At 61.4% G+C, this 20222-nt stretch carries 14 protein-coding genes; 8 read left to right on the forward strand and 6 right to left on the reverse strand.

All coding sequences use genetic code 11. The features are described 5' to 3' along the window. Positions 1-597: 597 nt before the first annotated feature. From JFN91_RS05160 to JFN91_RS05180, 5 genes are all read right to left on the reverse strand, one after another. Complete coding sequence (locus JFN91_RS05160; RefSeq protein WP_199388122.1) at positions 598-1650, reverse strand: hypothetical protein; 1053 nt, start codon at positions 1648-1650, stop codon at positions 598-600. Between the two features lie 31 nt (positions 1651-1681). Beyond that, on the reverse strand, positions 1682-1933 hold the full coding sequence (locus tag JFN91_RS05165; protein WP_012529954.1) for a hypothetical protein: 252 nt from the start codon (positions 1931-1933) through the stop codon (positions 1682-1684). Positions 1934-2003: 70 nt separating this feature from the next. After that, positions 2004-2201 carry a hypothetical protein gene (locus JFN91_RS05170; protein ID WP_183346746.1) on the reverse strand — a complete coding sequence of 66 codons (198 nt, stop codon included), beginning with the start codon at positions 2199-2201 and terminating at the stop codon, positions 2004-2006. A 374-nt stretch (positions 2202-2575) separates the two neighbouring features. Then, entirely contained in the window at positions 2576-3958 is a 1383-nt protein-coding gene (locus tag JFN91_RS05175; protein WP_199388123.1) for a sigma-54-dependent transcriptional regulator, read from the reverse strand. A gap of 35 nt (positions 3959-3993) precedes the next feature. After that, entirely contained in the window at positions 3994-5964 is a 1971-nt protein-coding gene (locus tag JFN91_RS05180; protein WP_199388124.1) for a cache domain-containing protein, read from the reverse strand. A gap of 236 nt (positions 5965-6200) precedes the next feature. Between JFN91_RS05180 and JFN91_RS05185 the strand changes: the two genes are divergently transcribed. After that, positions 6201-7100, forward strand: coding sequence for a DUF2156 domain-containing protein (locus JFN91_RS05185; RefSeq protein ID WP_199388125.1), 900 nt, complete (start codon positions 6201-6203; stop codon positions 7098-7100). A gap of 162 nt (positions 7101-7262) precedes the next feature. On the opposite strand, the gene mnmH is transcribed toward JFN91_RS05185, so the two are convergent. Then, a complete protein-coding gene (gene mnmH, locus JFN91_RS05190) occupies positions 7263-8288 on the reverse strand; it encodes a tRNA 2-selenouridine(34) synthase MnmH (RefSeq protein WP_199388126.1) in 1026 nt (341 codons plus the stop codon). Positions 8289-8668: 380 nt separating this feature from the next. Here mnmH and secA point away from each other — a divergent pair, with 380 nt between their 5' ends. The 7 genes from secA to JFN91_RS05225 all read left to right on the forward strand — a co-directional run bounded on the left by secA (position 8669) and on the right by JFN91_RS05225 (position 20222). Continuing rightward, positions 8669-11551 carry a preprotein translocase subunit SecA gene (secA, locus tag JFN91_RS05195; protein ID WP_199388127.1) on the forward strand — a complete coding sequence of 961 codons (2883 nt, stop codon included), beginning with the start codon at positions 8669-8671 and terminating at the stop codon, positions 11549-11551. 314 nt (positions 11552-11865) lie between these two features. Further along, the gene (gene argJ / locus JFN91_RS05200; protein ID WP_199388128.1) at positions 11866-13041 is read left to right on the forward strand and encodes a bifunctional glutamate N-acetyltransferase/amino-acid acetyltransferase ArgJ; all 1176 of its coding nucleotides are present in this window, start codon (positions 11866-11868) and stop codon (positions 13039-13041) included. A gap of 89 nt (positions 13042-13130) precedes the next feature. Beyond that, positions 13131-13535 (forward strand): DUF2914 domain-containing protein, encoded by a 405-nt coding sequence (locus JFN91_RS05205; protein WP_199388129.1) that lies wholly within the window; start codon positions 13131-13133, stop codon positions 13533-13535. A gap of 76 nt (positions 13536-13611) precedes the next feature. Further along, the gene (locus JFN91_RS05210) at positions 13612-14751 is read left to right on the forward strand and encodes a serine hydrolase domain-containing protein (protein WP_407932152.1); all 1140 of its coding nucleotides are present in this window, start codon (positions 13612-13614) and stop codon (positions 14749-14751) included. 238 nt (positions 14752-14989) lie between these two features. Then, positions 14990-16354, forward strand: a complete 1365-nt coding sequence (locus tag JFN91_RS05215; RefSeq protein ID WP_199388131.1) for a response regulator — start codon at positions 14990-14992, stop codon at positions 16352-16354. Between the two features lie 239 nt (positions 16355-16593). Beyond that, positions 16594-19260: a valine--tRNA ligase gene (locus tag JFN91_RS05220; protein WP_199388132.1), complete on the forward strand. Its 2667-nt coding sequence runs from the start codon at positions 16594-16596 to the stop codon at positions 19258-19260. 137 nt (positions 19261-19397) lie between these two features. After that, entirely contained in the window at positions 19398-20222 is an 825-nt protein-coding gene (locus JFN91_RS05225) for a prepilin peptidase (RefSeq protein WP_199388133.1), read from the forward strand.

The following is a 20222-nucleotide window of genomic DNA, read 5'->3' on the forward strand; positions in this document are numbered from 1 at the left end:
ACATGATTTTCAAATGTACAATAAAAATAAACACCGTTCTAAATAATTTGGTCTCCAAAACGAGCCTCGTTTTACGATCTGGTCGCTTGCAAATATTGTAAATCACACGGCAAAAAAGAAAAGTGGTCGGTAAATTATTTTTTATTATTGTTTGGTGGTGTCGCGAAAGGTGATGTTTTGTGGAATTTTGTGCAGTCGTTTTGCGACTTGCTCAAACGCTGTCGCATTATTGTGTCAAACATTCCTGTTACTCAATCTCGTGGACCTTCGTGGCCGCAAAGGCAGTATCCCGCATGGAACCGGTTGGTCTTGGCGGGCAACTGCCGTCTTGGGACTTGCTTTGACGTGTCAAGCCGGCTTCGTGGAGTCGCCACAAGCCGATCAATGATGGTGAATGCCAGTAACCATCGGTAGATTGTGCTTCGAAATGAAAATGCAGTTACACAATTGTGAACTTGGGAATATAGTGGAAAGGAGAAAGACAGAAAGTGGAGTGACCATGTTTTATTTAAAACTAATTGGCGGGTGAGTGAAGCAAAATAAAAGGGAAGCCAGTGTTGGCTTCCCTTTTTGGATCAGGTCTCTTTTGAAAAGAAACTACACGTGTTTCTCCGTTGTCAGTCGGTGTGACGGTCCGTTCATTCGTATCGCCGCTGCGAACTCCATCCAGAAGATGAGGTAGATGGAAACCATCAGGGAGAGACCGATGTTGGCGTTCTCCGGACCGAGGGCCTTGGTCAGGATCGGGGAGGCAAAGCCGGCGCCCAGGGTTCCGGTGGCCCGCTCCAGGAGGTAGAAGACGGGTAGCGTGATCAGGGTCCCGGCGAACATGATGGCGATGCCGCGTCCCCGTTTCACCCAGTACTTGGGCGAGAAGCCGAACATCCGCATGAATATCACCACCAGGATGATCCAGACCGAGTAGTCCACGGCCGCATCGGGGAGGGCCAGCTTGTTCTTGACCAGGGCCACCTCGAGGATGGTGACCGCGAAGAGCAGCACGAACATCCAGTTGAACTTCTCGTTGGCCTGGGTCTGCCAGTTGCGGCTGTCGGGAGCGGCGGTCTCGCGCATGGAGTGGTTGGGCGTCCCCAGCGCCGAGAAGAGGATGGCGAACCAGATTCCCGCGTTGTGGAACAAAAGCGAGGCGTGGTTGCCGGCCACGTTGGCGATGCGGGACATGGGATCCCGGGCAAAGTCGGCGGCGATGCGCATCAGGAACAGGTTCACGATCACCGAACACATGATGATCACGGTCAGGGTGAAGATGCGCCGCGGCAAAAGGTAGGGGTCGATCCGGTCCGGGAAGCCCAGGATGAAGGCGAACCAGATCAGGTACATGATGAGCGGGATGCCCAGGCAGATGCCGTACACCGAGTTGCCGGCGAAGTCACCGTTTTGTGCGTAGATGATGTACTTCTCGTCGTTGTCGGGGTCGGTGTTGACCGCCTGTACCACTTCCTTGGGGACCTTTTTCACGTGGGGGAGGAGCCCCATGCCGTACCAGCCATGGTCGCCCTGCGTGGTGTCCACCACCCAGTATTGGTCCCCCATCATCTCGTCGAGCCCCTGGAAGATCCTCAGGGAAAAGGTCGCGCACAGGACGACGACGACTAACAGAAGAATCACGTTTGACAGTTTCATCGGCATGTGACGTTCCTCCTAATCGGCGCCGGGCGCGTTATTCCTTGTGGGTGGTCCAGAACATGGAGACCGCGTTGGCGGCGAAGAGGCCATAGAGCCACATGGTGTTCCAGGCCGGCCCGGACCAGTGGCTGCCGCGCCCGCCGCCGACCACGCCGGAGGCGATCACGATGCCGATCATCGCGGTGAAGGCTACCATGGCGACGGCGCGCAGGATGGCTGAGTTGCGCCAGGTGTGCCGCTCCAACTCCTCAAGCCTCGAGAGCAGTTCAAGTTCTTTTTCACTCATCGCCGTTCTCCTTTTCCATTAGTAATGCAGAGCAGCTTTTGATTCGCCCCCGCCCGGCTTCGCCCGTCGGCTACACCAGGCAGAGGTTGGAATCGAGTTGTCCCACCGGCATGCGGTCGGACAGCTCCTGGTATTTGAGGCACTCCCGGTAACGGCAACTGCAGAAGGTGATGATCTGCTTCACGTCGTGCGGCGAGATGTAGCCGCAACCCACGTCGCAGTAATCATCATTTTTGCCGAAGAAGGGGCAGACCGTTGCTTCCTGCATAGGACCTCATACCTTTTTACAACATAAAGAAAGGGTGACGTAGACAGTATTAGCAACTGCCGTACCAATTTGCTGTTTACCGGGAGGCTGGTTGTTATGTGCAGTTATTACGGGTGGTTACGTCGTCGGGAAGAGGGCGCGAGGCGGAGGCGTTGAGGGCACTTTTGCAAAATCGCGAAGAAAGATTAAAGGGGCGCGCAGCGGGATTTAACCTTCGGTGCGGCATGGTGATATCGGTGTGGTGGCTTAAAGTGGCGTGAAAACGGCTGGTTGCGCGGCGGCGGGAGGATGGATCGCCTGCATTTGCAGGCCTGCAAGCGGGACGGCGGCCATTTTTGCAATGCTGCAAAAGAGACCGCCGCTTTTGCATAGGGTCAGCTGTTGTACTCGTCCTTCCGGATCCCGTATTTTTTGATCTTGCGGTAGATGGTGGCCATGTTGGTGCCGGCTTCCTTGGCGGCCGCCTCGACGTTGCCCTGGTTCTTGCGCAAAAGCCCCCTCAGGTACTCGGTCTCGAAGCGCATCAGCGCCTTGGAATATTCCCCCTCCTCGGTGAGCGCCTCGCCGGCGGTATCGGTTGGGACCACCTCGATGAACTGGGACAATACCGGCAGGGTGATGTAGTCGCTGCTCTCCATGGCGATGCAGGCCTCGATGACGTTCTTGAGCTGGCGGATGTTGCCCGGCCAGGCGAAGTCGACCGCGGCCTCCATGGCGTCGTGGGTGAGCCCCTTGATGTGGGTGCCGAACTTGGAGTTCTGCAGTGAGATGAAATGCGCGGCCAAAAGGGCGATGTCGTCCCGGCGCTGGCGCAGCGGGGGGAGGTGGATGTTGACCACGTTCAGGCGGTAGTAGAGGTCTTCGCGGAACTCTCCCGCCTTGACCCCCTGTTTCATGTCCGCGTTGGTGGCCGAGAGGATGCGCACGTCGACCTTGGTCGGGGTCGGGTCCCCGAGCCGGTTGAACTCCTGCTCCTGGAGAAAGCGCAACAGGGTCTTTTGCACCGTCATGGGGAGGTTGCCCACTTCGTCCAGAAAGAGCGTGCCGCCGTCGGCGGTCTCCAACAGGCCGCGCCGGTTCTCGGTGGCCCCGGTGAAGGCCCCCTTCTTGTAGCCGAACAGCTCGCTCTCCAACAGCGAAGCGGGGAGGGCGCCGCAGTTGATGGCGACGAACTTCTTCTCCTTCCTGGGAGAGTTGTAGTGCACCGCCTGGGCGATCAGCTCCTTGCCGGTGCCGGACTCGCCGGTGATGAGCACCGAGGTGTCGCGCACGGCGAGCTTCTCCACCCGCTCCAGCACCTCCTTCAGGGCCGTAGAGGCGCCGATGATGTTGCCGAAGTTGAAGCGCCCCACCAGCTCCTCGCGCAGTTCGCGGTTCTCCTCCATGAGACGGGTGTGCTGCAGCGCGTTCTTGACCCGGTACAAGAGCTCCTCGGGCTCGAAGGGCTTGGTGAGCATGTCGTAGGCGCCTTTTCTCAGGGCCTGGATGGACATCTCCACGGTGGCGTAGGCGGTCACCATGATCACCGGAATGGCGGGATCCTTCTGCTTCACCTTCTGCAGCAGCTCGAGGCCGTCCATGCCCGGCATCTTGATGTCGGTGACCAGGAGGTCCCACTGTCCGGCCTGAAAGCTCTCGGCGGCCTCGAAGCTCCTGGTGAACGCGGAAACCGCGTAACCGTTATCAGAGAGGACCGCCTCCATCATCCGGCACAGCCCCTCCTCGTTGTCTACCAACATCACCCGTTTCTTGGTCATGGACCTACTCCGTCAGCCGCGCTTTGCGGTCATTGTTAGCAGTATTCTTCCCTTTGCAGGGGGAGGCGCACCTCGACCGTCGTTCCCACGCCCATCTCGCTCTCGATGCCGATCTTGCCGTGATGCTGTTCCACGATCTGCCTGGTGATGGCAAGCCCGAGCCCGGTTCCCTTCACCTTGGTGGTGAAGAAGGGCTCGAAGATCTTCTCCATGTGTTCCGGGGAAATGCCGGCGCCGTTGTCGCGGAACTTGAGACTCACCCACTCCTCGCCGCCGGGCTCCGTGCTCACCACCAGCTCGCCACCCTTCTGCATGGCCGCGCCCGCGTTGAGGATCAGGTTGATGGCCACCTGGCGCAGCTGGTCGCCGTCCACCATGATGGGCGGCAGGCTGCGATCGAAGCTTTTCTTCACCGTGACGTGGTGCATGTCGGTGTGGTTGGCGGCGAAGTCGACGATCTGTTCCAGCAGGTCGTTGATGTCCGTCTCCTCCAGCACCGGCTGCGGGGTCCGGGCGTAGGAGAGGAGGTCCTGGACGATCTTCTTGCAGCGCTTGCTCTCGCGCTTGATCTCGTGGATGAACTTGTAGTTGGGGTCCTCCGGGGTGAGCTTCTTCTCGATGTAGGCGGCGTAGCCGAGTATCACCCCCAGCGGGTTGTTGATCTCGTGCGCCACCCCCGAGGATAGCACCCCCAGCGAGGCCATCTTCCCCTGCTGGGCGAGGTTCGCCTCCAACTCCTTGTTGTGCTTGATGATCCTGGTCATCCTGTTGAAGGCATGGGCCAGCTCGCCCAGTTCGTCCTCGGACTCGACCGGCATGGTCTCGTCGAGCCTTCCCTGCTTCACCTTGCGGATCACCTCGATCATGCGGCTGATGGGCTCCGTCATGACGCGCGAGGCGAGCAGCACCATGAACACGGACAGCACCGAGACCAGGATGGTCAGCACCACCATGCTCTCCAGGATGCGCCCCTTGATGGCGTTGGCCTCCTGGTAGAATTCCTCCTCGTAGGAGCCGACCGCCACGATCCAGTTCCAGGGCTCGAAGTACTCGTAGCGCACGATCTTCATGCGCGGCGCCTCGTCGCCCTTGTTCTTCCAGGGGTAGCGGATCCAGCCGTTTTTGCGCTCGCACATCTCCTTGATGAAGTGCTGGCCGTTGGAGTCCTGGGCGTTGAGGAAGTTCTTCCCCTCGCCGGTGGGATGGATCATGAAGTTGCCGGAGCTGTCCATGGCATAGATGTAGCCGGTCTTGCCCACCTTCTTGCTCTTGATCTTCTCCTTGAGCGCCTCGAAGGACCGGCGCTCGAAGGCGAGGTCCTCGTAAGTCTCCTCGAGGTAGCCGCCGGCGGCGATGATCCAGTCCCACTCCTTGAAGTAGCGGTAGGCAACCACCTTCTTCCTGAGCGACTTGTCGCCCAGCGCCGCATTTTTCCAGGGATAGACGATGTAGAGCACCTCGCCGGGCTTGGCGCGGTGCGCCTTCTCGATCATCTCCTTGATGAAATAGCGGCCGGTCTCGTCCCGGCTCTCGGAGACGTTGGTCCCTTCCTGGGCCACGTGCACCTTCAGTTCGCCGCGGCTGTTCATGGCGTAGATGTAGCCGGTCTTGCCGACGTTCACCTTCAAAAGCGCGTTCCTGGCCTCGCGCATCGCCGTGGCCAGGTCCATGCGCCCTGACTTTTGCAGGTTGGCCTGGCTTTTGACCACGTTGTAGGCGAGCTCACTCACCGTCTTCAGTTCTTCGTGGAAGGTCTTTTCCTTGTCCTGCTTGTAGACCTGGAACTGCTGGTAGTGTGAGTTCAGAAGGTCGACCGTGAAGGAGGCCATGTGCTGCAGGTCGTCTTTGCTGGTCTGGGTGATGCCGAGGTAGGCCTGCTTGGTGGAGATGTAGCCGATGATGCCACCCACCAGGAATATCGGGATGATGACCAGGGGGAGCACCAGGACCACCATCTTCCAGCGCAGTTTCAGGTTCTTTATGACATTGAAGAGATATCTCTGCACTGCGCCCCCGGAAAAATCCGTTTTCTTTTTGCCGTGATTGTCGTAACTCTCTCTAACAGACAGCGCTGCATTCTGCTTTAGATTACTGGCTTTGCGTTAGCCAAACAGCTTTTTGCAAACACTACCGCTAGAGTAAGCGCGATACTACCGTATACGGTATGGGAAATGCCAGTCCTTTTTTCGCAATTCTGCAAAAAAATGAGTATACTGTGACAGATTTTTCCCTGGAGATAGACATGGAGATTCCACGTTACCCACAAAGCCGCGCCATCGACCTGCAGGACAAGCCCCTCTTGGACCGGCTTTTCGGCGAGTTGCAGCCCCGCATCTCGGAGCTGACTTTCGCGAACCTGTACCTGTTCCGCAAGGTGCACGAGTACCGGCTGACGCTGTTGGGGGATGCGGTGCTGGCCCTGGGGCGCGGCTACGACGGCTCCGCCTATTTTCTTCCTCCCTTTGGCGGCGACATCGCCGCGGCGACGCGGCAGCTTCTGGACCAGGGGCTCACCCTGTACGGCGCCGATGACGCGTTCCTGGAGCGCTACCTGGACGGGGGGGAGGGGCTGGAGGCGCTGGCCGACCGCAACAACTTCGACTACCTGCACCTGAAGGACGAGATGGCGCAGCTAAACGGGAAGCAGTACCACAAGAAGAAGAACCGGGTGAACTACTTCCTCAATCGCCACCGGCACCAGGTGGAGATCCTGAACGACGGGCACCTGCCCGGGGCGCTGGCGCTCCTGGAAGAGTGGGGGCGGGTCAGGACGGAGATCGTGCCGCGGGGGGCGGGGCAGGGAAGTTCGGTTCAGGGTGAGATCGAGGGCGCGGCGGAGGCGCTCAGGCTGCACCGCGAGCTGGGGCTTGCCGGGGTGGTGATCCTGGTGGATGGCGCGGTGCGCGGTTTTGCGCTGGGCGAGAGGCTGAACCGGGAGACGGCGGTCTGTCACTTCGAGAAGGGGGATCTCTTCATGGAGGGGCTGTACCAGCTGTTGGACCGGGAATTCTCCCGGCTTTTGTTCACCGACTGCAGCTACCTCAACCGCGAGCAGGACCTCGGCGAGGAGTCTCTTAGGCAAGCGAAGCTTTCCTACCATCCGGTGGAGCTGGTGGTTAAGTATCGGGTGCGGAAAGGGTAGGGTAAGGGGGAGGCGGTTGTAGGGGCGAATAATTATTCGCCCGGCCGCCGGTGCACCTTCATGCGCGGTGGCCGGACGAGGCGCCGCTGGTACCAGGGCGAATGATTATTCGCCCCTACAGGTGCGTTGGGCCGATTGGTTGTGGCGGAGAGCTGACGTCGGTTATTGCACCGGCAGCGATGCAAGGCGCTGTTCCAGCTCCTCGGCGGCGCGGTCGAAATCCTCCATGTCGAGATCGAAGTCCGCCTCCCAGGTCCGGTTCTTATAGTAGACCTTGTCGTAGTAGTCGCAGACCAGCCCCTTCATGAATTCATCCATCTCCCAGCGCTCAAGGTTTTCGGCCAGTTCATCGCACCGCTTCCCCCCCAGCTTCTTCCTGATGCGCTGCAGCGCGACGCCCATCTCTTCCTTGTACTCGGGGAGGCCGTACTCCTCGATCAGCCTGGCCACCCGGGTCTCGAGACTGGCGTGGCACCAGACCCGGATCCCCTGCGCCATCTTCTGGTAGAAATCCCCCGGCAGCGACACGCGGCCGATGCGCTCGCTTTCCCCTTCCAGGATGAGCGGTTTCCCCGCGGGCGCTTTGCGAATGGCGTCCCACAAGAGTGTCTCGAAGCGTTTCTGGGTGAGGTCCTGGTTCAGGCCGAGTTGTCCGAAGGCGGAACCGCGGTGGCAGGCGAGCCCTTCCAGGTCGAGCACCGAGTTGCCCCGTGCCTCGAGGCGCTGCAACAGCGTGGTCTTGCCGATGCCGGTCATGCCGTGCAGCACGATGAGCGGCTCCTTGGGGATGAAAGGGGTGAAGTAGTCGCCAACCACGTGGCGGTAGCTCTTGTAACCGCCGATCAGCTGCACCGCCTTCAGTCCGGCCAGGTCGAGTATCGAGGTGACCGTCTTGCTGCGCAGTCCGCCGCGCCAGCAGTAGACCAGGATGGGACGGCCGCAGGCCGCGTCGGCTATCTGCCGCACCATTTCCGGGAAACGGTGCGCGGTCATTTCCAGGCCGCGCCGGCGCGCGGCGTAGGGGCCGGACTCCTTGTGCAGGATGCCGATCTCGACCCGTTCCTCGTTGTCCAGCAGCGGGACGTTGATCGCTCCGGGGATATGATCCTCTTGGTATTCCAGGGGGGAACGGACGTCCACCAGCAGGTGGCTGTCCAGAAGTTCTTCGTTAAATGGGGTCGTTTCCACGTACACAGGCTCCTTTTTGGCGGGCTCATTATAGAGATGCACCGCATCGATTGCAACAATCAGGGCGAATAATTATTCCTGACTAGCCCCTGAAAGCGCCTGCTGCGGTCTTCTGTCGGTGAGAAAGCGCCCCTCCCCCTGGAGGGGGGAGGCTGGGAGGGGGGAAGCCGGATCGAGCCGGTACGCTCCCCCTCCCTGTCCCTCCCCCTCCGGGGGCGGGGACGCTTCGGCAACTTTTCAGAAGCGATGATCTTCCGGCAAGATGCCCAACGCCCGCAAATCCCTCATAGCAGGCGCCTTTTCAGTTGAGGGTTTCTCACTTTTATGGTAGCGTACACTGTTTTTTTTATCCTGTTTTCACTGCTAAGGAGATTTCATAGATGTTTGGCGCGCTTATAAAGAAGTTTGTCGGGAGCAAGAACGAGCGGGAACTGAAGCGTCTTTGGCCTATCGTGGAGCGCATCAACCAGCTGGAACCCGAGATGGTCAAGCTCTCCGACGACGAGCTGCGCGGCAAGACCGCCCAGTTCAAAGAGCGCTATGCCAAGGGTGAGAGCCTGGATGCCATGCTCCCCGAGGCGTTCGCCGTCTGCCGCGAGGCGGGCAAACGCGTGCTCGGCATGCGCCATTTCGACGTGCAGCTGATCGGCGGCATGGTGCTCCACTCCGGCAAGATCGCCGAGATGAAGACCGGCGAGGGCAAGACCCTCGTGGCAACCCTCCCGTCCTATTTGAACGGCATCTCCGGCAAGGGCGTGCACGTGGTGACGGTCAACGACTACCTGGCCAAGCGTGACGCCGACTGGATGGGGCGCATCCACAAGTTCCTGGGGCTCTCCGTCGGGGTCATCGTGCACGGCCTGGAGGACTGGGAGCGCCGCGAGGCCTACGCCGCCGACGTCACCTACGGCACCAACAACGAGTTCGGTTTCGACTACCTGCGCGACAACATGAAGTTCGACCTGGCCGACTACGTCCAGCGTCCCTTCAACTTTGCCGTCGTGGACGAGGTCGACTCCATCCTTATCGACGAGGCGAGGACGCCGCTCATCATCTCCGGCCCCACCGAGGACTCCACGGACAAGTACTACATCATCGACCGCATCATCCCGATGCTCAAGAAGGGCGAGGTGATCGAGGTCGAGGCCAACACCCTCTCCGGCAAGAGAAAGACCTACACCGGCGACTTCACCGTGGACGAGAAGGCGAAGAGCGCGACCCTCACCGAGGAAGGGGTGCTCAAGGTCGAGAAGCTCCTGAAGATCGACAACCTGTACGATCCGCGCAACATGGAGATCCTGCACCACACCCAGCAGGCGCTCAGGGCGCACGCGCTGTTCAAGCGCGACGTGGACTACGTGGTGCGCGACAACGAGGTTCTCATCGTCGACGAGTTCACCGGCCGTCTCATGCCGGGGCGCCGCTGGTCCGACGGCCTGCACCAGGCCATCGAGGCCAAAGAAGGGGCGAAGATCGAGAACGAGAACCAGACCCTCGCCACCATCACCTTCCAGAACTACTTCCGCATGTACGAGAAGCTGTCCGGCATGACCGGTACCGCCGACACCGAAGCGGAGGAATTCCACAAGATCTACAAGCTGGACGTCGTGGTCATCCCGACCAACCGCCCGCTGTTGCGCCCGGACTTCCCGGACGTCATTTACAAGACCGAGCGCGAGAAGTTCAACGCGGTCATTGCCGAGATCAAGGAGCTGCACGAAAAAGGGCAGCCGATCCTGGTCGGCACCATCTCCATTGAGAAGTCCGAGCAGTTGGCCGAGCTCATGAAGCGCGAGGCAATCCCGCACTTCGTCCTCAACGCGAAGCAGCACGAGCGCGAGGCGGAGATCGTGGCGCAGGCCGGTCGCAAGGGGATGGTTACCATCGCCACCAACATGGCGGGCCGTGGTACCGACATCCTCCTGGGGGGCAACCCCGACGGCCTGGCGCGCCAGGAGTACGGCGGCACCCCCGACAGCAAGGCGGAGGCGTTCGTGCAGGCGTACGTCGAGGCGCAGGCCAACGGCCAGTCCGAGAAGGAGCTTTTGCAGGCGCTGGAGCGCGATTATCCCGGCTGCAGCGCAGCCGTTGCCGGCTACCTGGACGCCCATGAGGAGATCGATTTCGAGGAGCTGCAGGGACTTGTGCTCCCCGTGTTCAAGAAGCAGTTCGACGCCATCGTCGACAAGTACAAGCCCACCTGCGCCGCCGAGCATGACGAGGTGGTGGCCCTGGGCGGCCTGCACATCCTGGGCACCGAGCGCCACGAGTCGCGCCGCATCGACAACCAGCTGCGCGGCCGTTCCGGCCGTCAGGGCGACCCGGGCTCCTCGCGTTTCTACCTCTCGCTGGAGGACGACCTCTTGCGCATCTTCGGTTCCGAGCGTGTCTCCATGATTATGGACAAGCTGGGCATCGAGGAGGGCGAGGCGATCACCCACGGCCTGATCACCAGGGCCATCGAGAACGCCCAGAAGAAGGTCGAGGCGCACAACTTCGAGATCAGGAAGCACCTGATCGAGTACGACGACGTCATGAACAAGCAGCGTGAGGTGATCTACACCCAGCGCAAAGAGATCCTCGCCGGCAACGAAATCCGGAAGAGCTTCGCCGGCATGCTGGACGAGACCGTGACCGACGTGGTCCAGGCCTTTGTCATCGATCGCACTCCGGCGCGCGAGTGGGACTGGCAGGGGATCACCGACACCGTGTTCAGGCTGTTCGGCTTCAACCTCGACCTCACTCCGGAGCTTTTCGACCGCATCACCCCGATCAACTTCGAGGAGACGCTGAGAAGCGGCACCAGTGACCGTTTCAACCAGAAGGTCAACGAGTTCGGCGACGAGCTCATGGACCACCTGATCAAGGTGATCATGCTCCAGGTCATCGACACCCAGTGGAAGGACCACCTCCTTTCCATCGACCACCTGAAGGAAGGTATCGGCCTGCGCGGTTACGGGCAGAAGGACCCGAAGCAGGAGTACAAGCGCGAGGCGTACCAGCTGTTCATGGACATGATGAACAGGATCCGCCAGGAAGTGGTGGAGAAGATCTTCTGGGTGCAGGTCGGCACCGAGGAGGATCTGGAGCAGTACGAACTGGAGCAGCCCAAGCCGCAGAAGATGGTCTTCAACCTGGTCGAAGAAGAGGAAGAAGAGGACCATGGCAAGGGTGGCCCCGCCAAGAGCGCAAGGAACGCCGGCCGCAACGAGCCCTGCCCCTGCGGCAGCGGCAAGAAGTACAAGAAGTGCTGCGGCAAGTAGAGAGGCCGTTCAACGTTCAACGTTCGATGTTCGAAAAACGCATATCTGCGATATAACACGCGTGGTGACTCGCCTCTGCACCGTTTCGCAGGTGCCGTGTGGTAGAACATTGAACGTGAAGGTTGCAACCGCTCCTGCCGTCCGTCACAGGTAGCCGTACCGGTCCGCCGGCCTCAGGCAACCAGCTCTATTGAACATTGAACATTGAACGTCGAACGGATGTTCATGCAGGTAGCCGTACCGGTCCGCCGGCCTCAGGCAACCAGCTCTATTGAACATTGAACGTTGAACGTTGAACCGTTTTTGGAGGTTCTATGAAAGGTTTTCGCTTTTCCGCCGTAGAGGCGGCGATCAAGAAGCCGGGGCGGCTCGACCTGGCGCTGATATTTTCCGATTTCCCCGCCCAGGTGGCGGCGGTCTATACCACCAACAAGGTGCAGGCGGCACCGGTGATCATCTCGCGCCAGCGCTCGCAAAACGGCAAGTGCCGGGCGCTTTTGGTCAACAGCGGCAACGCCAACGCCTGCACCGGTGAACAGGGCATGACCGACGCCCTCGAGTGCGGCAGGAAAACGGCCGAGGCCCTGGGGCTCTCCGACGAGGAACTCCTGATCGCCTCCACAGGCGTCATCGGCCAGGCCCTCCCCATGGAGCGCTTCCGCAAGGGAATCCAGCCGCTCGTGGACGGGCTCGACCACGGCACGCTGGACGACGTGGCCAAGGCCATCATGACCACGGACACCTTCGAAAAAATCGAGCGCAGAAGCGGCGAGGCCGGCGGCAAACCCTACAGCATATGGGGCGTCGCCAAGGGCGCCGGGATGATCCATCCCAACATGGCGACCATGCTCTCGTTCCTGGTCACCGACGCCGAGGTGGACGGCGCCTTCCTGAAAAGCGCCTTCACCCAGGCCGTGGACGGCTCCTTCAATGCCATCACCGTGGACAACGACACCTCCACCAACGACACGGCGCTCATCTTCGCCAACGGCGCCGCGGGCAACCCGGTCATCAAGGCTGGGACCCCGGAGGGGGCGGCCTTCGCCGCGCTGCTGCATGACCTGCTTCTCTCCCTGGCCAAACTGATCGTGAAGGACGGCGAGGGGGCTACCAAGTTCGTCGAGATCAGGGTGAAAGGGGGCGCGACCCAGGCGGACGCCAAGAAGGCCGCGCTTGCCGTCGCCAACTCGATGCTGGTCAAAACCGCTTTCTTCGGTCAGGACGCCAACTGGGGCAGGATCATCGCGGCCGTCGGGTACTCCGGCGCCCAGGTGGAGCAGGAGCGGGTAGAGATCCTGTTCGACGACGTGGTCATGGCCACCGGCGGCATCTTTGCCGGCGGCGACGCCGAGGCGGCAGGCACCCGCGTGCTGCAGCAAAAGGAATTCAAGGTCACCATCGACCTGAAGATCGGCGGCGGCGAGGCCGTGGTCTACACCAGCGACCTCACCTACGACTACGTCCGTATCAACGGCGACTACAGGACCTGATCAGGCACCCAAAGCTGCCGCTTCCCGCCCGGGGCGGCGCCGGCTGCAAGCCGGTTATCCCACTCTCCGCAAACGCTGCTGGAGGCACAATGAGCCGTACCACGATTGTTTCGATCGCAACCGCTGCACTGTTAACCCTCGCCGGCTGGAGCCAGTCGTGGGCGGGCGACCTGAAAATCACGGAGATGGCGGTCACCACCAAGATCGTCAAGGGAAACCCGATCGACTCGGTGCGCCGCATCTCGTCCACCTCGGTCAAGGCGCTCTACTGCTTCACCAGGTTCTCGGCCCCCGAAGGCACCGATACCACCATCAAGCAGATCTGGTATCTCAACGATGAGGCGGTTGCGGAGTACGAACTGCCGGTCAAGGGGGAGCACTGGCGCACCTACAGCCGCAAGGTCGTGGAGAAAGGGACCTCCGGAGAATGGCGCTGCGACGCGGTGGACAGCGAGGGGAAAGTTCTCAAGTCGGTCAGTTTCAAGATGAATTAAACAAAGGCAGTATCCAGTCCGGACCGAGAGAGTCACTTTGAGATTAAACACGTATTTTAGGGTGCGCTTGCGCCCCCTGTTGAGCAGTATCTGCGCCTGCCTGCTGGTCATCTTCCTTGTCAGCGCAGCCCGCGCCGCCGACCAGCCTCGCATCGACTCCCTGATGAACGAGGCTATGGTCCGCAACCTCATCGCCGGCGGGGTCGTCCTCATCGGCAACCGCGACAAGGTCCTCTTCGAGAAGGCCTACGGACGTATCTCCCCGTTCCCCGACGCACCTCCCATGGCCACCGACACCATCTTCGACGTCGCCTCGCTGACCAAGGTCATCGCGACCACTCCCTCCATCCTGAAACTGGCGGAAGAGGGGAGGATCTCGCTGCTCGACCCGGTCGTCAAGTGGTTCCCGGAACTGGCAGGGAAGGGGAAGGACTCCATCCTGGTGATGAACCTGCTTACCCACACCTCGGGGCTGGACGACGTCCCGCTCTCCAGCGCCAATCCCATGCAGAGCGCCGTCGACGGGGCCGCCGCCCAGAAGCTCAAGGGTGAGGTGGGGAGCCGCTTCCACTATGCCGACCTCAACTTCATCCTGCTTGCCGAACTGGTGCGCCGCGCCACCGGCGCCCCGCTCGACCTCTACGCCCAGGTCTCCTTCTACCGTCCGCTGGGCATGGCCGACACGGCTTTCCACCCCAAGGAAGCCGCTCGCTGCTCGGGAACCATCAGCGACGACCGCGTCCTCTTCGGCGAGCCCCAGGACTACCTCTGCCGCCAGTTGGGGGGCGTGGCCGGCCATGCCGGTCTCTTCGCCACCGCCCGTGACCTGTCCCGCTTCTGCCGCATGATGCTCGCCGGCGGCACGCTGGAGGGAAGGCGCGTGCTCGCCAAGCGCACGGTGGACCAGATGACCGCCCCCTATTTCTCACGCGGCGGGACCGTGGTCAGGGGCTTGGGCTGGGACATCTCCTCTCCCTTCTCGGCACCGCGCGGGCAGGGCTTCTCCCGGGTCTCCTTCGGCCACACCGGCTACTCCGGTTCGTCGATCTGGATCGACCCCGCCACCGACACCTTCGTTATCCTGCTCACGTCGCGCCTGGAGTATAAAAAGGTGCACGAGATCAACAAATTGCGCGGCGATATTTCCACGCTTGCCGCCCAGATCTTCGGTATTCCCGTCGAGTTCGGGGACATGGCACGTTTCAATGACGAGTGATTAATAAGAAAGGGCAAAAACCTTGACACCCTACGCCCTTTATGCTAGTTTTTTTTACCATTTTTTAGTGTCATACTGGATGTATTTGCGCCTTATTACCAACCGCCATTTCTGTCAGTCCAATACGCGAGAAATCCTGTGAGCCTCTTCCCGGATCATCTCTGTATCAGCCGGACGACTCGAATTTGTCGTGGCAACATAACTCCTGCAGTAAGCTTCCTAAGTAGAGGGGGGATAGATGGGCAATAGACTGCTCCTCGCCGATGACAGCATCACCATACAGAAGGTCGTGGCGATCATCTTCGCCAACGAGGAGTTTGAACTGACCGTTGTCGACAACGGTACTGCTGCCCTTGACAAGGCGCGGGAGACCAAGCCGGACGTGATGCTGGTCGACGCGCTGATGCCCGGCAAGACCGGCTACGAGGTGTGCGCGGAGATCCGCCGCGACCCCGTGCTGGGCGCGGTTCCCATCATCCTCCTGATCGGCGCCTTCGAGCCGCTGGACGAAGAGAAGGCGCGCGAATGCGGAGCCGATGCCACCATCTCCAAGCCCTTCGAGTCGCAGCAGTTGATCGACCGTGTCAAGGAGATGCTGGAGCTGGGCAAGACCCGCAAGACCGCTCCTCCGGTGGCACAGCCGGCAGCACCGGCAGCACCGGCCGCCGCAGCCGAGGAAATCTGGGGCGACCTCTCCTCCCTCGATGCCATGGCCCCGGCCGCAGCAGCTCCGGCGGCAGCAGCCCCGGCGGCCCCTGCACCCGCAGCAGTCCCTGCGCCCGCCGCCGAAGATATCTGGGAGAGCGTCGGCATGGAGACCGAACCCGCCTGGGAAGAGCCTGCCGCCGCGCAGGAGCCCGCCTGGGAGGCACCGGTTGCCTTCGCTCAGCCTGCCGCTGCCGCACCGACGGCGCAGGTGGAGCCGGTAGAGGCGAGCATGGAGGATGATCTCTGGGGCGCCTTCGAACTGGAGGAAGAGACTCCCGCCGCCGCGGAGGCGCCGTCCGAACTGTTCGGCGTCGTGGAACCGGAAGGCGGCTTCGAGTCCGAGTTCGAGGCGGAAGAGGTTTTCAGCTTCGACGAGTCGGAAGAGATCGAAGAGACCGGCCCGGCGCTGGAACTGGAAGAGCCGGAAGTAGATTCCTCGCTCGCCGCCAGCGAAGAAGAGTTCTTCGCTTTCAGTGAAGAGCCAGAGGCCGCCGCAGTAGCGGTGCCCGCGCAGGCCGAGGCAGAGGCAGAAGCAGAGGCTTTCGGCGTGCCGGAGTACGAGCCGTTCGAGTTCGACGTGGAAGAGTCCGCGCCGCAGGCCGCAGCGCCGGCAGCACCCGTTGCTCCTGCCGCTCCCGCTGCTCCCGCTGCAGCCGCTGCTCCCGCTGCAGCCGCACCGGTTCAAGCGGCGCCGGTTCAGGCCGCGCCTGCAGCCGCACCGGCAGCAGCTCAGCCGGCTGCCGTCCCCGAACTGACCGAGGACCAGCTGGTGGCCGCACTTTCCAAGGTGTCGCGCGAGGTGATCGAGCGGATCGTCTGGGAAGTGGTGCCGGACCTGGCCGAGGTGATCATCAAGGAAGAGATCAGGAAACTGAAGAGCGGCGTACGCGGCTAACGCGGACGTCGTTCCCATCCGCTTATGAAACAGGGGATTTCACGATCCCCTTTTTTCATAGCTGCAGACGGTAACTTTCCCGCAAACGTTCCCGCCCCCGGAGGGGGAGGGACAGGGAGGGGGCTGTCACAGCTCTGCTTTCCCCCCTCCCAACCTCCCCCCTCCGGGGGGAGGAGTTCAATGACGCAAGTTTTGCAGGGTCACCCCTGCTAAAGCATTTTTCCCATGAGGTAGATTAGATGGCAAACAAAGAGCTGGAAAAGGTTTACGAGCCGAAAAGCGTTGAGCAGAAGTGGTACCAGGAGTGGGAAGGTAAGGGGTACTTCCACGCTTCCGTCCCCTCCGACAAGCCGGGCTACTCCATCGTCATCCCCCCCCCGAACATCACCGGCGTGCTGCACATGGGTCACGCCCTGAACAATACCCTGCAGGACATCCTCTGCCGCTGGAAACGGATGAGCGGCTACAACGTGCTCTGGATGCCGGGCACCGACCACGCCGGTATCGCGACCCAGAACGTGGTCGAGCGCCAGCTGGCCGCGGAAGGCAAGGACCGCTTCGAGCTCGGCCGCGACGCCTTCATCGAGCGCGTCTGGCAGTGGAAGGGCGAGTCCGGCGGGCAGATCATCGGCCAGCTCAAAAGGCTCGGCGCCTCCTGCGACTGGGAGCGCGAGCGCTTTACCATGGATGCCGGCCTCTCCAAGGCGGTGCGCGAGGTGTTCGTGCGCCTGTACGAAGAGAAGCTCATCTACCGCGACAACCGCCTGATCAACTGGTGCCCGCGCTGCCACACCGCGCTCTCCGACATCGAGGTCGAGCACGAGGACAAGGCGGGCAACCTCTGGCACCTGCGCTACCCGGTGGTGGGGAGCGACGAGTACGTGGTGGTCGCCACCACCCGTCCCGAGACCATGCTGGGCGACACCGCCGTTGCCGTGCACCCCGAGGACGAGCGCTACAGCCACCTGATCGGCAAGAAGGTCCTGCTGCCGCTGGTGAACCGCGAGATCCCCGTCATCGGCGACGACTACGTCGACCGCGAGTTTGGCACCGGCGTGGTGAAGATCACCCCGGCGCACGACTTCAACGACTTCGAGATGGGCCTCAGGCACAACCTGGACCGCATCAACGTCTTCGACGAGTCCGGCGTGGTCAACGCCGCCGGCAAGCAGTACGAGGGGATGGACCGCTTCGCCGCCAGGAAGCAGGTGGTGGCCGACCTCGAGGCGGCCGGGCTGTTGGAGAAGATCCAGGATCACGCCCTCTCCGTCGGCGGCTGCTACCGCTGCAAGACCGTGGTCGAGCCGTACATGTCCCTGCAGTGGTACGTGAAGGTTGGTCCCCTGGCCGAGCGCGCCCTGGGCGCCGTCAAGGACGGGCGCACCAAGATCGTGCCGCAGCAGTGGGAAAACACCTACTACGACTGGATGGAGAACATCCGCGACTGGTGCATCTCGCGCCAGATCTGGTGGGGACACCGCATTCCCGCCTGGTACTGTGACCACTGCGGTCACATCACCGTGGCCAAGGAAGACCCGACCAACTGCAGCCAGTGCGGCTCCGACGAGATCCGCCAGGAAACCGACGTCCTCGACACCTGGTTCTCCTCGGCGCTGTGGCCCTTCTCCACCATGGGGTGGCCGGAGAAGACCCCGGAGCTGTCCGCCTTCTACCCGACCTCCTGCCTGGTCACCGGCTTCGACATCCTCTTCTTCTGGGTGGCCCGCATGATGATGATGGGGCTGCACTTCATGGACGAGGTCCCCTTCACCGACGTCTACATCCACGCCCTGGTGCGCGACGCGCAGGGGCAGAAGATGTCCAAGTCCAAGGGGAACGTCATCGATCCGCTCACCGTGATCGACGCCTACGGCACCGACGCCTTCCGCTTCACCCTGGCCGCCTTTGCCGCCCAGGGGCGCGACATCAAGCTCGCCGAGGAGAGGATCGCCGGCTACCGCAACTTCGCCAACAAGATCTGGAACGCATCGCGCTTCGCCATGATGAACCTGGAAGGTTTCGACCCGAACCATGTCGACGTCGCGTCGCTCAAGCTTTCCAACGCGGACCGCTGGATCCTGTACCGCCTGAACGAGGCCGCCGGTGCGCTGGACTCCGCCCTGACCGGGTTCCGTTTCAACGAGGCCGCCAGCGAGCTGTACCGCTTCACCTGGAGCGAGTTCTGCGACTGGTACATCGAACTCGCCAAGGACGATCTCTACAAGGGCGATGCCGAGCGTCAGGCCGCGGCCAAATACGTGCTCTGGCTGGTGCTGGAGAACCTCTTGCGCCTCTTGCATCCGTTCATGCCGTTCATCACCGAGGAGATCTGGCAGGCACTGCCCAAGAAGAACGGTGCCGCCGACTCCATCATGATCTCCGACTTCCCGACCCCGTGCGCGGAGTGGGCGGGCTACGCCTCCGCCGCCGCCGAGATGGAGCTGGTCATGGAGGTCATCAAGGGGATCAGGAACATCAGGGGCGAGATGGAAGTAGCCCCGAGCAAGCAGATCGCCGCCATCCTCGACTGCAAGTCCGCGGCAAGCCTCGCGCTGTTGAAGAAGAACGAGGTGTACGTCATGAGCCTGGCCCGTCTCTCCGACCTCGCCATCGGTCAGGGCATCGAGCGTCCTGCCGAGGCCTCCTTGCAGGTCGCCGGTGACGTCGAGATCATCGTGCCGCTCAAGGGCCTGGTGAACGTCGAAGAAGAAGAGAAGCGTCTCAACAAGGAGATCGCCAAGATCGAGAAGGACATCGAGTTCCTCTCCAAGAAACTGGAGAACCCCAGCTTCATCGAGCGTGCTCCCGCCGACGTAGTCGAAAAAGAGCGCGAGAAGATCGCCGAATTCGGCAACAAGAAGCAACTCCTCCAGGAGAGCCTGGAGAAGATACTGAGGCTTAAGTAAGAACGGCCGTTCAACGTTCTAGGTTCAACGTTTGAGTCCACACCACTTCGTGGCACCGAGTCGCTACGGCACGTGCCACAAAGTGAGGAATGATTTTAACGTCGAACGTTGAACGTTGAACGGCTTCTGAGGTTTCCTTGACTCCCTACATCACCTACGCCGTATTCGCTTTCCTCTTTGGGGCCGTGGTCGGGTCCTTCCTGAACGTCTGCATCTGCCGGATGCCGAGCGGCGAATCGGTGGTGTCGCCTCCGTCGCACTGCCCCAAGTGCGACTACCAGATCCGCTGGTACGACAACATCCCCATCCTGAGCTACCTGCTGCTGGGCGGCAAATGCCGCTCCTGCAAAACGCCGATCTCGATCCAGTACCCGCTGGTCGAACTCCTGAACGGCCTGCTTGCCCTGGCCCTTTACGTCAAGTTCTTCCCGCAGCGCCTGTTCGAGGACGGGGCTCCGATCCAGTACCTGTTCACCGGCCTTTTCTACTTCAGCGTCCTCTTTATCTTCTGCAGCGCGCTGGTCGTGGTCACCTTCATCGACCTGGAGCACCAGATCATCCCGGACCGCATCACCCTGCCGGGTATCGTCCTCGGCTTCGTGATCTCCTTCTTCATCCCGCAACTGGGCTGGCTCAACTCACTGATCGGCATCCTGGCCGGCGGCGGTAGTCTGCTCCTCATCGCCTGGGGCTACCAGGTAGTCGCCAAGAAAGACGGCATGGGGGGGGGCGACGTGAAGCTTTTGGCCATGATGGGCGCCTTCCTCGGCTGGAAGTCGATCCTGTTCATCGTCTTCGTCTCTTCGCTCCTGGGATCGGTGATAGGGGTGACGCTCATGATGATCCGCAAGAAGGACTCCACCCTGGCCATACCGTTCGGCCCGTTCCTCGCCGCCGCCGCGGTGCTGTACGTCTTCTACGGCCGGCAGATCATCCACTGGTATCTGAATATGGGACGCTGA

The organism is Geomonas anaerohicana, assembly GCF_016458305.1.
In the GTDB taxonomy this organism is placed as follows: domain Bacteria; phylum Desulfobacterota; class Desulfuromonadia; order Geobacterales; family Geobacteraceae; genus Geomonas; species Geomonas anaerohicana.

Coding starts and splice junctions, on each gene's coding strand:
- JFN91_RS05160 (WP_199388122.1), bottom strand. CDS start 1,650: ATGCCGATGAAACTGTCAAACGTGATTCTTCTGTTAGTCGTCGTCGTC.
- JFN91_RS05165 (WP_012529954.1), bottom strand. CDS start 1,933: ATGAGTGAAAAAGAACTTGAACTGCTCTCGAGGCTTGAGGAGTTGGAG.
- JFN91_RS05170 (WP_183346746.1), bottom strand. CDS start 2,201: ATGCAGGAAGCAACGGTCTGCCCCTTCTTCGGCAAAAATGATGATTAC.
- JFN91_RS05175 (WP_199388123.1), bottom strand. CDS start 3,958: ATGACCAAGAAACGGGTGATGTTGGTAGACAACGAGGAGGGGCTGTGC.
- JFN91_RS05185 (WP_199388125.1), top strand. CDS start 6,201: ATGGAGATTCCACGTTACCCACAAAGCCGCGCCATCGACCTGCAGGAC.
- secA (WP_199388127.1), top strand. CDS start 8,669: ATGTTTGGCGCGCTTATAAAGAAGTTTGTCGGGAGCAAGAACGAGCGG.
- argJ (WP_199388128.1), top strand. CDS start 11,866: ATGAAAGGTTTTCGCTTTTCCGCCGTAGAGGCGGCGATCAAGAAGCCG.
- JFN91_RS05205 (WP_199388129.1), top strand. CDS start 13,131: ATGAGCCGTACCACGATTGTTTCGATCGCAACCGCTGCACTGTTAACC.
- JFN91_RS05215 (WP_199388131.1), top strand. CDS start 14,990: ATGGGCAATAGACTGCTCCTCGCCGATGACAGCATCACCATACAGAAG.
- JFN91_RS05220 (WP_199388132.1), top strand. CDS start 16,594: ATGGCAAACAAAGAGCTGGAAAAGGTTTACGAGCCGAAAAGCGTTGAG.